This window comes from Alteromonas aquimaris (genome assembly GCF_026183695.1).
GTDB classification, from domain to species: Bacteria; Pseudomonadota; Gammaproteobacteria; order Enterobacterales; family Alteromonadaceae; genus Alteromonas; species Alteromonas aquimaris.
In genome coordinates this window covers 110,947-124,503 of sequence record NZ_JAPFRD010000012.1, presented here as the reverse complement: position 1 = coordinate 124,503, position 13,557 = coordinate 110,947, and the positions used below count along the sequence as shown (strand labels likewise).

Annotated in this window: 9 protein-coding genes and 4 tRNA genes; 10 read left to right on the top strand and 3 right to left on the bottom strand. The window is 45.0% G+C overall.

Annotation, left to right across the window (positions count from 1 at the left end; translation table 11 throughout):
* The first annotated feature begins 942 nt into the window (after positions 1-942).
* The 10 genes from OPS25_RS14530 (at position 943) to OPS25_RS14485 (ending at position 9,068) form a co-directional block, all read left to right on the top strand.
* Entirely contained in the window at positions 943-1,647 is a 705-nt protein-coding gene (locus tag OPS25_RS14530; protein ID WP_265618568.1) for a hypothetical protein, read from the top strand.
* Positions 1,648-1,697: 50 nt separating this feature from the next.
* The gene (gene murB, locus OPS25_RS14525) at positions 1,698-2,690 is read left to right on the top strand and encodes a UDP-N-acetylmuramate dehydrogenase (RefSeq protein ID WP_265618567.1); all 993 of its coding nucleotides are present in this window, start codon (positions 1,698-1,700) and stop codon (positions 2,688-2,690) included.
* Positions 2,687-3,673 carry a bifunctional biotin--[acetyl-CoA-carboxylase] ligase/biotin operon repressor BirA gene (gene birA, locus OPS25_RS14520; protein ID WP_265618565.1) on the top strand — a complete coding sequence of 329 codons (987 nt, stop codon included), beginning with the start codon at positions 2,687-2,689 and terminating at the stop codon, positions 3,671-3,673. Before murB ends, birA begins: the two co-directional genes overlap by 4 nt.
* The gene (locus OPS25_RS14515) at positions 3,663-4,403 is read left to right on the top strand and encodes a type III pantothenate kinase (protein ID WP_265618563.1); all 741 of its coding nucleotides are present in this window, start codon (positions 3,663-3,665) and stop codon (positions 4,401-4,403) included. The genes birA and OPS25_RS14515 overlap by 11 nt, the downstream gene beginning before the upstream one ends.
* Positions 4,404-4,519: 116 nt before the next feature.
* A tRNA-Thr gene (locus OPS25_RS14510) sits at positions 4,520-4,595 on the top strand.
* Between the two features lie 9 nt (positions 4,596-4,604).
* Positions 4,605-4,689 (top strand) — tRNA-Tyr (locus OPS25_RS14505).
* Between the two features lie 30 nt (positions 4,690-4,719).
* A tRNA-Gly gene (locus OPS25_RS14500) sits at positions 4,720-4,794 on the top strand.
* 7 nt (positions 4,795-4,801) lie between these two features.
* Positions 4,802-4,877 (top strand) — tRNA-Thr (locus OPS25_RS14495).
* A gap of 66 nt (positions 4,878-4,943) precedes the next feature.
* Entirely contained in the window at positions 4,944-6,128 is a 1,185-nt protein-coding gene (tuf, locus tag OPS25_RS14490) for an elongation factor Tu (protein WP_265617968.1), read from the top strand.
* Positions 6,129-6,608: 480 nt separating this feature from the next.
* Positions 6,609-9,068: a S8 family serine peptidase gene (locus OPS25_RS14485; RefSeq protein WP_265618562.1), complete on the top strand. Its 2,460-nt coding sequence runs from the start codon at positions 6,609-6,611 to the stop codon at positions 9,066-9,068.
* A gap of 6 nt (positions 9,069-9,074) precedes the next feature.
* Here the strand turns inward: OPS25_RS14485 and OPS25_RS14480 are convergent, their stop codons facing one another.
* From OPS25_RS14480 to OPS25_RS14470, 3 genes are read right to left on the bottom strand one after another with little or no spacing between them, the layout of a single operon-like run.
* The gene (locus OPS25_RS14480) at positions 9,075-9,716 is read right to left on the bottom strand and encodes a response regulator (protein ID WP_265618560.1); all 642 of its coding nucleotides are present in this window, start codon (positions 9,714-9,716) and stop codon (positions 9,075-9,077) included.
* The gene (locus tag OPS25_RS14475) at positions 9,713-10,408 is read right to left on the bottom strand and encodes a sensor histidine kinase (protein ID WP_265618559.1); all 696 of its coding nucleotides are present in this window, start codon (positions 10,406-10,408) and stop codon (positions 9,713-9,715) included. Before OPS25_RS14475 ends, OPS25_RS14480 begins: the two co-directional genes overlap by 4 nt.
* Entirely contained in the window at positions 10,395-13,499 is a 3,105-nt protein-coding gene (locus OPS25_RS14470) for a serine/threonine-protein kinase (RefSeq protein WP_265618558.1), read from the bottom strand. The genes OPS25_RS14475 and OPS25_RS14470 overlap by 14 nt, the downstream gene beginning before the upstream one ends.
* Between the last annotated feature and the right edge of the window lie 58 nt (positions 13,500-13,557).

Below are 13,557 nucleotides of genomic sequence, written 5' to 3'. Positions count from 1 at the left end.
GTCCCTTGCCGGCTACGGGGCTCCCAATTAAACAAAAAGCCCACTCATTTGAGTGGGCTTTTTGCGTTTAAGCGCAGACATGCTGCGCGGACATTCATGGGGAGCCTAACCGATCGGGGAACAGTTGACGCTTCCGATACTGCTCGAGTGGCAGGGAACAACCCGTCTCTGGTGAAATGTCCAAGGCAGCATCCATGCTGCCGGTTCTTCACTCTCGGTGTGCCACTGGCACCCCTCGCTCGCTGCGCTCTCCGCTCATCACCCGAGTGCGGGTCCAAACCCCATGTGAGAGTAGTACACCCGCACGGCAGTGTGTCCCTTGCCGGCTGCGGGGCTCCCATTCTAAGAGAAACTGTTTCTCAGCGAGAACTGTCCGAAAGGCTGGCCCTTTTTTGTATTTCATGGCCTGATAAATTCATAGCACTGTTAACACGCTCAGGATAGCCCTTTCACTTAGAAAAGTATTTACATGCTAATCTGAAAGGGGAGGCCAAACCCATCGGGGAACAGTTGACGCTTGCGATACTGCTTGATAGACAGGTAACCACCCGTCCTTGGTGAAATGTCCACGGCAGCATGCATGCTGCCGGTTCTTCACTCTCGGCGTGCCACAGGCACCCCTCGCTCGCTGCGCTCACCGCTCATCAGCTCCACGTGAGAGTACACCCCGTTCCTTTACGCTACGGGGCTCCCATCTAACAAACAAAAAAGCGAAAGCTAGGTTTCGTATTTATATTTGTCGCTTTGGAATAAGTGCACCTCCATCAACCATAACGGTTATAAATTTGTTAACAGGGAGGGCTACTCACCTAGTTGAGATACGAAACGTGCTCGAGTACTGCTAAATCACTTTCTGTCTTCAATTTATCATTATTTTTGTCCCGCGATGCGCTAAAATGACTCACATTAAATAAACCTTTGTAATTTTTAAAAAGATTAATGATGCTTGACGTATGGACACTTAAAAAATATTTTTCACCCACTAATGATTCTATCGAGCACCCTAACCGAAGGGTGAGGTGGCTAGTACATCACGTTCCAAAAACGGCCGGGACTTCGCTAAGAGCTACCTTTGAAAAATCTTTAGGCAGTAAGGCTATTTATGGAGTCTATATCGACACGGGCGCAAACTTACTCTCAAGAGGCAAGCCAATTCAGACGCCATGGAAAGCGGAAGTGTTGTTTGGGCATTATTCTACTCATAAGAATCAAGGCTTAGTTTACCCGAATGCTAAAAGATTAACGTGGGTAAGAGATCCCTTGGAGCGCATGTGGTCTCATATAGGCCATGTACTTGCGTTAAAGCAGCCTATGCGCATATACCGTTATTTGAAAAGAAATTTTTTAGATAATGGGATAGTAGACAGGGAAGAAATGTTCGAAATGTTGGTCAAAGAAAAGAGCGTTCCCCACTTAACAAATATTTATTCTTTGTACTTTAAAAACGTAGAATTAAAAACATTTGACTTCGTCGGCTCTGTACATAGAAATCAAGAGAGTCTAAATGAATTACAAGAAATTCTGGGCTGCCAATTAACAGAAACGAATGCTAATGTAAGAAATATAAAGCAGGACTTCCCCTCGTCGTTACGGAAATTTGAGGGATATTTCGACAAAGAGTTTCAAATCATTGGTAAGTATTTGTAATGATGTTTCTTCCAAGTATCCTTGTTTAACGTACATTAAAAAGGTTCCGTGTGCCTTCCCTAACCGATTCCCATACATTTTCGCTCCCGAGCAGTTGTAGCTTTTTAATCTCAGTAACTGATACTAATCCCATTTCATTAGCCGCGTTACGTAGTACCCATTTTTATTTATTGGGAGAAGGGAGTAACTCGATTTTCGTAGATGACTTTGAAGGCGTCGTCGTTCAAAACAAGATTAAGGGACTGGAATCTGACGATTTAAATGACGTCATTATGTTGCGTGTAGGAGCGGGGGAAAATTGGCATGATCTAATTACAACCTGTCTAAAAAACCATTGGTATGGAATGGAGAACCTAGCACTGATACCAGGTTCGGTAGGAGCCGCCCCGATACAAAATATTGGGGCATATGGGCTTGAAGTTAGTACGTTTATTGAATCGGTAGAATTTATCGAGCTGGAAACAGGTGCAAAACACAAGATTAAAAGTAATGAGTGTAGATTTGGTTACCGTGATAGCATTTTTAAAAACGATCTAGCTGGTAAGGTATTAATAACACATGTAAATTTTGTTCTACCTAAGTCAAATTATATGGAAACTTCGTACGGAGAACTGGCAAATTTAAATGCCCCAACACCTGAAAAAATTTTTAACACAGTTATCGGTATAAGACGTAAAAAGTTACCTGATCCGCGTCAGTGGGGAAATGCTGGGAGTTTTTTTAAAAATCCGATAATAGATAAATCATTACTGACCCAGATACAACACGAGTATCCTGATATCCCTTTTTTCTGTATTTCCAAAACGCTGGTTAAGGTACCTGCAGCATGGTTAATTGATAAGCTGGGGTTCAAGGGGAAAGTACTTGGCGGGGTACAATGCCATCCTCATCAACCCTTAGTTCTGGTTAATATTGGGTCGGCAACAGGAAAAGACGTATTAGAGTTTGCACGATTAATTATGAGTAGAGTTAAAGAAAAATTTAATATTGAACTAGAACCTGAAGTGCGGCTTATTGGAAGAAATGGATTAATAGAGCTGTGAAACACGCTTCAAAACTAATTAGACAACACATCTTATCTTTACTTTCGGATGGACAGTTTCATTCAGGTGAAGCTATTGCTGCAGAAGTGGGCTTATCGCGGACAGCAGTCGCCGGTCATATCAATCAACTGACAAAGTGGGGACTAGATGTATTTAAAGTTAAAGGTAAAGGCTATCGACTTGAAAGGCCGTTTGAACTACTGACTGCTGACCGCATTAAAAAGCAGCTAACCAAAAACAATACCGCAGTGATACAAGTAGAGTCCGTCTTAGCTTCTACCAACACTGAGTTAAAAAAACGAATTTCCGTTGCCCCGCATAATCTGGCCGATGGCGACGTACTGCTTGCAGAAATCCAAACGGCCGGCAAAGGTCGTCACGGCAGGCCATGGCTTGCCCCAGTTGGAGGAAGCTTAACATTTTCTCTGTATTGGTCTTTTCCAGATGGTTACCAGAGCATGGCGGGTTTATCATTATTGGTAGGCTTAGCAGTGTGTAACGGGCTTAAAAAATGCGGCGTACCAGACACGCAACTGAAGTGGCCAAATGATGTTTATCTGCAAAATAAGAAGCTAGCAGGAATTCTGATTGAAGTAGAAGGTCAGATAGGTGCAACGGCACATTGTGTAATAGGTATTGGTTTAAATGTATGCATGCCTGATGCACAGTTTGATGTGGGCCAACCCCATACTGATCTCACTACTTATCTGGGTTATACGCCGGATAGGAATAGTGTTGCGGCCGCTATTATAGATGCGCTGTGGGAACTTTTACCTATATTTTCACAACAGGGTTTCCAACCGTTTATCAACCAGTGGGAACTACTGGATCTTTACGCCGACAAAACGGTTGTATTACGCATGGGTGATAAAAGATTCTCAGGCATCGATCGCGGGGTCGATGCCAGTGGGGCACTGTTAGTTGAAACGCAGGATGGCTTAACACGTTTCCACGGTGGAGAGGTAACTTTGCGTGGTAACTGAACAACAGGTGTTGCTGGTTGATATTGGTAATACAAGTGTGAAATTCATACCGTTAAGTGAGTTTCAAAACAAACCCCAAAGCTCCCCTACGCTAAAAACTTTTCAAGAATGGTTGGCTCTTAATCCACAGATTACTTCAATATTTCTATCCTCTGTTAGACAAGCGGGTGATAAGCAGCCATTACGAGAATTTTGTAAGCATAAAAAAATTAAACTTTATGAAATTTACACCGAGCAAAAAAAATTCGGGCTGATAAATAGTTACCAAGACGTTGGCAAAATGGGTGTGGATCGGTGGTTAGCAATGATTGCTGCCATACATTTAACTGACAGACCCTTTGTAGTAATTGATGCGGGTACTGCAATAACAGTAGATTTTGTGGCTGACGGTCAGCACTTAGGAGGATGGATCGTGCCTGGCTTCGTCACCATGAAAAATGCATTAATTGCGTCCACGCAAAAAGTTTTTTCCGATGACATTATGCCTGACCAACTTTCTCTGGGAACGAATACTGAAAGTGGGGTCGCTCATGGTTGTTTGGCTGCTGTGCAAGGAATTTATGTGCGTGCCAGAGCACATATGGCAGCTAATTATGAGCATTTTGATATATTTATTACCGGCGGGGATAAAAATCTGTTTGCATTTGCGCGTAACGATGGTAGCATCCTCGCCGCGAATTTGGTGGTGCAAGGTCTTGCCCGCTACGCAAAGAAACAACTTTTTGCGTAACAATTCATCTAAGTGGCAATTATTTGAGCATTTAGATGAGAATTTTAAAAAAATTCACAAAAGACTATTGCACGGAGTAACTCATTACTCTAGAATGCGCACCCACTTGATGCAGTGCCGACTTAGCTCAGTTGGTAGAGCAACTGACTTGTAATCAGTAGGTCGCCAGTTCGACTCCGGCAGTCGGCACCATCAATCTCAGGAGGGGTACCCAAGCGGTCAACGGGAGCAGACTGTAAATCTGCCGGCTCAGCCTTCGCAGGTTCGAATCCTGCCCCCTCCACCACTTTTATGAGGTGGCCAGAGAATTAGGATTGCGGGCATCGTATAATGGCTATTACCTCAGCCTTCCAAGCTGATGATGCGGGTTCGATTCCCGCTGCCCGCTCCAAATACGTGCTGATATAGCTCAGTTGGTAGAGCGCACCCTTGGTAAGGGTGAGGTCGGCAGTTCAAATCTGCCTATCAGCACCAGTTTCTCCCCAGCTCATGTTTGTTTAGATAATCGAATTATTACACTACTTTGCTGGGATAATAGAAATGGCAAAAGAAAAGTTTGAACGTACGAAACCCCATGTAAACGTGGGAACAATCGGCCACGTTGACCACGGTAAAACCACTCTGACTGCAGCGATCACTACTGTTTTGGCAAAGACTTACGGTGGTTCAGCTCAGGCTTTTGATCAAATCGATAACGCGCCTGAAGAAAAGGCTCGTGGTATCACCATCTCTACTTCACACGTAGAATATGACACGCCAAGCCGTCACTACGCGCACGTAGACTGTCCTGGACACGCTGATTATGTTAAAAACATGATCACTGGTGCGGCACAGATGGACGGAGCAATCCTGGTAGTAGCTGCGACTGATGGCCCAATGCCACAGACTCGTGAGCACATCCTTCTAGGTCGTCAGGTAGGTGTACCTTACATCATCGTATTCATGAACAAGTGTGACATGGTAGATGATGAAGAATTACTAGAATTGGTAGAAATGGAAGTTCGTGAACTTCTTAACGAATACGAATTCCCAGGTGATGACCTGCCAGTAATCAAAGGTTCTGCACTTAAAGCCCTTGAAGGCGACGAAGAGTGGGAAAAGAAAATTGTTGAGTTAGGTGAAGCACTTGATTCATACATCCCAGAGCCAGAGCGTGCCATCGACAAGCCGTTCATTCTTCCAATCGAAGACGTATTCTCAATCTCTGGTCGTGGTACTGTTGTAACAGGCCGTGTAGAGCAAGGTATTGTTAAAGTTGGTGAAGAAGTAGAAATCGTTGGTATCAAAGATACTACTAAGACGACTTGTACTGGTGTTGAAATGTTCCGTAAGCTGCTTGACGAAGGTCGTGCAGGTGAGAACGTTGGTGTACTACTACGTGGTACTAAGCGTGATGACGTTGAGCGTGGTCAAGTACTGGCTAAGCCTGGTTCAATCACTCCTCACACTAAGTTCGAAGCAGAAGTTTACGTACTAAGCAAAGACGAAGGTGGCCGTCATACGCCATTCTTTAAAGGCTACCGTCCTCAGTTCTACTTCCGTACAACTGACGTAACGGGCGCGGTACAGCTTCCAGAAGGCGTTGAAATGGTAATGCCTGGCGACAACCTTAAGTTTGAAGTTGAACTGATTGCACCAATCGCGATGGACGAAGGTCTACGCTTCGCAATCCGTGAAGGTGGTCGTACTGTAGGTGCTGGTGTTGTTTCTAAGATTATTGAATAATCTTATCTGACATCGAGTCATCTAAAAAAGGTCGCGCAAGCGGCCTTTTTTCGTTTTAATCCACGTCCATTTAAATTCCCAGGGCTTTTGCAAATCTTGTGCAACGTACTATTTTTTAGTTTTTTGTATAATGAAATCGCTTGCCAGGAATCAGGCAGTCTTTAATCTAGGGGGAACCCCCTATAGCCACCGCTTACCTTTTCAGCCAATATTGCCAGCGTAAAATTACTTTTTACTTCACCAAACGTGAGCCTCCCGAGTAACACTAGTGGCCAGAGCGGCCAAGTAGTCTAGATTATTCAATTTTTGCCCCTCCGATGTTTAGGAGGGGTTTTTTATTATCCTACACAGTACGCTCCCGTTTTTCAGCGCAACGAAAACCTTCATACTTCGGCCCTGTTGTGTAATAGGGGTAACTCCTCATTTCAGTGGCAAGGTAATTTTTAGATACTGGCTGAGTAAATAGAACTGAGGTGTGTTATGAACGTATTTAAATCTAAATCACTGGTTTCATTAGCTATAGCTGTGACATTACCCTGCAGCGTGCAAGCAAAAACTTTTGATGATGAACTGGCAGAAAAACTAAATGCCGACCCGCTAGGCTTACATCAGGTAATCGTAACCTTTGACGGCGATGGTGCGCCTACAACGGAGCAACTTAATGCCATTCAATCACTTGGCATAGACAAAGGCGTTAGTTTACAGAACCTTCCTATCGTCGGCTTAATAGCCACACAGGCGCAAATTAATCAATTATACGCACGCGCAGATGTCATATCGGTATGGAATAACGACAAATTGGTATTAGAAAACCATGAGTCGACACAAATCACCGGTGTACAAGCCATGCGCGCAGATAAAAATTTACGCAACAATGGGGTGCCTTACTCAGGTCGAGGCATTGGCGTGGTGGTAAACGATTCGGGCGTTGATGGTACCCATGGTGACTTAGCATTTCCCCATCATGTTGTACAAAATGTATTAGCGCAAACTAATCTACACAGTTTGGATAGCATGCTTCCAATAACCTATCAGGAAAACGTTACTAATACTGACATTGGTGGTGGTCACGGTACTCATGTAGCTGGTACGGTAGGCGGTAACGGGGCTAAGAGTGGAGGCTTACACGCAGGTGTCGCACCAGGTGCAGATATCATTGGTTATGGTTCAGGCGCCGGTCTATTTATTCTGGATACCTTGGGCGGATTTGATTACGCACTTACACATCAGTTCAATTACGGCATACGGGTAATTTCAAATTCTTTTGGCAGTACCAGTGATGTAGGCTCAGAGTTTAATCCCGATCATCCAACCAATGTTGCGACCAAGACCTTAGCGGATCGTGGCATTATCACCGTTTTTTCTGCCGGCAATTCTGGTCCGGGTGAGTCGACTATTACTGGTAACTTTAAAAAGGCTCCTTGGGTAATTACTGTTGCTGCTGGTGACAAAAATGGTGATTTAGCCGAATTTAGCTCGCGTGGTGTAGATGGCAAGGGTGGTGAAGTAGTAGTAGGTGGAGAAGTTTTCACCTGGCAAGATCGCCCTACTATCACAGCGCCCGGTGTTGATGTTATTTCCGCTCGCGCATCTACTTCAAGTTTAGGTGGCTTGAGTGCACAGAACGATGCAGAAATGATTGCCCCTGAACATTTGCCTTTCTATACAGTATCCAGCGGTACTTCTATGGCGGCTCCACACGTATCAGGTATTGTCGCCTTAATGCTGGAGGCAGACCCGACGCTACAGTGGCAGGATGTGAAGCGTATATTACAGAATACTGCAACCCCTATGGCTGGGTTAGCTGAATGGGAAGCGGGTGCAGGCTATGTGAATGCTCACGCAGCGGTAACTGCCGTGGTGAATGGTGAAGAAGTTTTTGGTGATACGGTAAAACAAAACCGAGACTTTAACGCAAATGCGCTGGTGACTGAAGGGGACAGTTTTACGCTGACAACTACGTACTTACCCGCCGGCGAATCACCTACCGAAACATTTGAAGTACAAGAAAACGTCGCCATGGTTGTGGCGAGTGCAAGAATCGAAACTGCGACCGCTTTTGTGCTTGAGGATCCAGCAGGTAATCGTTACGGTTCCGGTATTGGCCTGCCTGTACTGGGTTCTGCAGTAGGTACTGCGGCCCCTGGTATGGCTGGTACGTGGAAGCTATACAGCCGCGGCATTGGTAGCATCAGTGGCGTTTCAGTGGACCCATTAGGCCTCACCAACGGTGTGGGCGTGCCAAGTTCAGTTGATGTGACCATTCGTTTGCTTGAAACCGCTGGTTTTGAAGGTATCGCCGATACTCAAGGTGAACCTAGCCGTCCCTTCGTAGAATACGTTACTGCCCGCCACCTAATGGATGCTACATCGCAAGGGTTCATGCCGCATCAGGCTATTACACGTAGTGAGTTGGCAGATACATTAACGCTGTCAGCTAACGTGCGACAGTCGACTAAGGGCAACCAGCTTCACTATTCTGATGCTGCGCCTGAATATGCCGCTGCGCTTAATTCTGTTAGTGAAAAAGGAAGTATTCTTAATGATTTAGGGCAATCTGATGAACCTGTAATGCTGCCTGAATCGGACGCTTCTTTTAATCCTGAGCGGGAAATCAGTCGTGAAGAACTTGCTTATTCATTGGTTCAAGCGCTTGGGTTACAGGAAGCAGCTACCTCATTCGACCAAAACAGCACGATAGTAGCGGTTGTCTTTGGCCAAGCGGTGGAAGTCGTCGATACCCATGCCATAGCACCAGCCATGCGAGGCTATGTACAAAGTGCACTAGCACTAGGTTTGCTCGATGTAACGGTAGAGGTGGAGCAGGGGCAGTTTGATTTAGAACCCAGCTTAAAGGCTTATTTTAAGCCATCTGACTCTGTTTCACGCGGTCAAGCGGCGTATATTATCACCGAGTTTGATCAACTCAGAACCAAATAAGAGACCTCACTCTAATAGGCCGGCTTTGCCGGCCAACCTGATTAACTCTGCCGAACTACTGACTTTAAGCTTTTTATAGATATTACTGCGATGATTCTCTGCCGTTTTAAGACTCATATTGAGCAGTTCGGCAATTTTTTTACTGGTATTTCCTGCTGCCACCAGGAAGAACACCTCCCGTTCCCGCCGCGTTAACGCAGAAAGGGGATTAGCTCTGGAAGACGCAACGCTGGTAGGTGAAGAAGAATTTATCCCTGTCTTGTGGGTATAGAAATATCGTTGGCCTTGCGCAATTGCCACGATTGCATTTTGTAATTCCTCGCTGGATGATTCCTTTAACATATAACCTTTCGCACCGGCATCCTGCATGGCTTCGACATATTCAAGTTCATTGTGCATAGATAGCACAAGTATCTTCGCCTCAGGCCGTTGCGCAAGGAGTTTGTCGATAGCGACCAGTCCACTCATGCGTGGCATAGAAATATCCATTATGGCCACATCGGGGCACAGACGAATAACTTGCTCGATAAACTCAACGCCATCTCCACATTCCCCAATCACCGATATCTCATCAGTGGCATTAAGCATCTGAACTAAGCCCTGACGCATTAAGAGGTGATCGTCAGCAATTACAACGGTGATGTTCATAAAGGTATCGTTAATAAAATTCGGGTTCCATGCTCAGGAGAAGAGTGTATTTTAAGTTCTGCATTAAATGCTTTTGCGCGATCTTCCATACTAGCTAGACCCACTCCAGGAGTAATTTTATCTCGTGAGAAGCCTTGACCATCATCAATAAGACTGAGTTTTACCAAGTTAAAGCTTTGCTTTACCGTCACAGTTACCTGTTTTGGTTGTGCATGCTTAATCGAATTGACTAAGGATTCTTGCGTGACACGAAAAATGAGTATACTGATATCTTTAGGTAAATCCGGACCTACGTCAACATCACAGGTATAGTTAATCGCTTCATGTTCAAATAAATTTCGACACAGCCAGTTTAATGCTGGCTTTAGCCCGAGATCGTCTAGAATGGTGGGGCTCATCAAGCGAGATAATTGGCGTACATCTGCAAGCGCTAATCCAGCAATTTCAGCCAGTTCACTTACTGCAGGATCCGAATGCGCCATCGTTTGCAGGCGCCTTGTCAATCCAGTCAGCAACTGACCTACCCCATCATGTAATTCCCGCGAAAGTCTGGCCTTTTCTGTCTCTTGTTGAGCCCATAACCGCTTAGCTAAATCCGCAAATACTTTCTGTTCATGATGAAGCAAATCTTTCAGAACACCTTGCTGACGAATAATTTCAGTGATTAGTGTCCTTTTTTCAGAGTCGTTCAAGATAAGTCCTCTGGTACTGGCGAGCCTGGGTTTCGTCCAGGCTTGACAGCCATTTCTCGGTCAACGCCTGACTTTTTGCTTCATCCAAGTTTCGATAATAAAGGTGATTGCGCCAATAGTCGGGATGAGTTTCAACTTGCAATTTAAGTTGTTCGTTTTCATCGTGCAAAAATAACCATTGCATATAAGCCTGGTAATAAGCAGGTTTAACCAGTTTATTTATGCGTTTCATATACAAACTAGTGGGCGAAAGCTGAAGTCGATATTGTAAATCCAACAGTATTTTCAGTTCGGTGAGTACCGGAATGGTATCGGGCGCAACAGGCAGAGCCTCTGGCATTTTAGCTAGCGAACGCGCGCCTTGCGTTTCGATATCCACGACACGTTGCAACCAAGCAAGTACTGCCTGCTGTTCTTTCATGACGTCGTTGATCAATTCCGATAGCTCAATTATTAGTTCCTGAACACATTGCCAGTCAGCAATATAAACACATACTTCTGCTTGCCAAAGCTTTACTTCCGACAGCGCGCGAGTATCCCCCATATCAGTGGCAAGTTCTAACGCACGGGATATATTCTGCGTTGCTACTGAAAGGTTGCCCTCGGCGAAATTTAAGAAGCTAAACAGTAGTTGATTGTACATGTGTTCTTGAGTCTGCTGGGGGAGTAACTGTGCCTCTACGGCAGAAAGACTCCTTGAGGCTGCCAATTTGTCTCCTTTAACTAGACTCAGTTGCGCGAGATTTTGAACTGTTCTGATAAGGTGGGTTTGGTCTCCCTCTCGCTCAAAGTGGGTTTTAGCTTGTTGCCAATAAATATCAGCCAAAGAAAAGTCACCCATCAAAAAGTGCATGTAGGCAACGTTACTCATGCTTTCTGCCTGCTTACTTCCATTTTTTGATTGCACCCGCATGTCCAGACCGCGCTTGTAGTAAGCTAGCGCTTCCCGATATCTGCCTTGTTCTTCAAAAAGGAAACCTAAGGTATCCAGTACATGTGCTTGTTTAGTCTTGTCACCCAGTTTATCCAGAAGTTGTAAAGCTTCGTTGAGCGATGTTTCAGCTAGCGTATAATCACCCCTTATTGCTGCTACATTAGCAATGTTGGCCAGCGTCGTAGCTCTTTCTGAGGGGTGTTTAGCAGCGGTTCGTAATGCAAGCGCCTCGTTGAAGTAGCGCTGAGCTACAGTATAATTGGCTTGCCGTAAATGAGCGACGCCGAAGGCATTTAGAACTAAACTCTCACCTACTTCGTTTTCTTGTTGGCGGTATAACACCAGTGATCTTGTTAACGCTTCGTCGATTGCCTCTTCAATATCGCCGTTAATAATTTGCTGGCGAGCAAGTTCAAACCATAGTTGTGCATTCTTAGGCGTCACACTTAATGCGTGACGATAATCTTTTAGCGCAGCGTCAATGTTATCAGCCCATACATGAGTTTGTGCACGCATTGCTAACAATCTGGCATTTTCAGGATAAAGTTTTGTCAAACGGGCGATTGTTTGTTGTGCAAGTTTGAGGTCGTTGTTTATTTGGGCTTTGAGAAAATTACCTTGCAAAAGCCAATATTCATCAAGGTTGGGTAAACTCGCTAATTTTTCCAGCTGTTGATTTGCCTCACCTATACGACCCTCAACCCACGCTAGATTTGCACCAGCAAGCCAGCCTTCAGGTGCATCAGGCGCATGGTATTGCATCGCTTTAATAAATTCGGCCTGACTGATATCCGTCGTATTTATCCCACCTGTTTTTGCGGTAAGGAAGTTTATATCCGGGACGACTAAATCACTATTGGTGTGGTTATCAATAGCATCCAAAATGAGGGTGGAAAATGAAGCCAGATTGTTTTGCACTTCGTTAGTATGTAATCCAGTGTTTACGGAGAATAATGTTTTATTGGCCGGCATCAAATAACCCGTGGCCTCAAGCAAGAAGGTTTCATTTCCTGTGGACGCAGCGGTAAGCGTAATGATTAGATTCGCATCTAGAGGGGTGGCCAGTTCAACCCTATCACTGGCATTGTCAATGGGATTAAGGGAGAGGTTAGCGATCAATGGCTGAGTGGTTTCAGTTTCTAACACGTTTATTTGTGGATGCTGGCTTAACGAAAATCTCAGCAGACGGTTGATCGTACCTAACACAGGAATATCGTTTTGGTGGTGAACAATCAGATTCAGTTGAGTCGGTACAAAAGGGGGAGGGCTGCTGGGAAACAAACGGAAGCCTATCATCACGACTGCGATCAGCGCTATAGCGCTGAGAACTAGCACAGGTCTAGGCATGACTCTGGGATAATTCCGGGTGTTTAGGTGAGCTAACGCGGTTGACACTTCTGGTCGCTTTATTGGAACAGGGTGGGTTAAGTTGCGTAAAAACAATCGTTGCCTGTATTTAAATAAATTATCTAACAGAGAAAATTTACGTGGTGCAACACGATCGAGTATTTCCTGTAGCACTTTACCTACGCTATAGGTATCCGCCAAAGTCGAAGACTTACCACCATGCAGTACTTCAGGTGCAGAATATTGTTGGTGGCCACTCGTTTGTTCACTTAATTCACCATGCTGACCAATGCCAAAGTCAATCAAGATGAGTTTGCCTTCTGCATCAATCAGAATATTGTCAGGTTTAATATCGCCATGTAAAACGTCAGCCTGTTGACAGGTGTGCACCGCATCCAGCAGCTGATTTGCCCAGATGAGGTAGTCGGATTTCGACACGGGGCGTTGCAAGCGATGAAAAAGGGGCTCGCCAGGCACATAAGCCATGGTAAAAAAAACGTGTTGATCATCGGCGAATACATCATGAACACGAATTATATTGGGATGATTTAAACGTCTTGCGACTACGACTTCATTACGTATCGTCTGCAACTGGTCTGAATGGGTGGTCACCCCTTCCACAACTTTCAGAGCGACATCGACCTGAAGTAACTCATCAAATGCATGATAAACGGCTGCTTGAGCACCAGAGCCAAGCTTTTTTCGTATGGTAAAGCGCCCCGCCAGTACCGAATCAGGTGATAACTGAGCAGAATTCAGTTTTTGAGTATCAAGCGACCCTGGCGAAGCGCTGTCGTGCGACTCAGTCAATAAAACCACTCCGAAATTTGAAGCTGTTGGTTATTACATCTAGCTTCTTACTTTCTAC

Coding starts and splice junctions, on each gene's coding strand:
- OPS25_RS14530 (WP_265618568.1), top strand. CDS start 943: ATGCTTGACGTATGGACACTTAAAAAATATTTTTCACCCACTAATGAT.
- tuf (WP_265617968.1), top strand. CDS start 4,944: ATGGCAAAAGAAAAGTTTGAACGTACGAAACCCCATGTAAACGTGGGA.
- OPS25_RS14485 (WP_265618562.1), top strand. CDS start 6,609: ATGAACGTATTTAAATCTAAATCACTGGTTTCATTAGCTATAGCTGTG.
- OPS25_RS14480 (WP_265618560.1), bottom strand. CDS start 9,716: ATGAACATCACCGTTGTAATTGCTGACGATCACCTCTTAATGCGTCAG.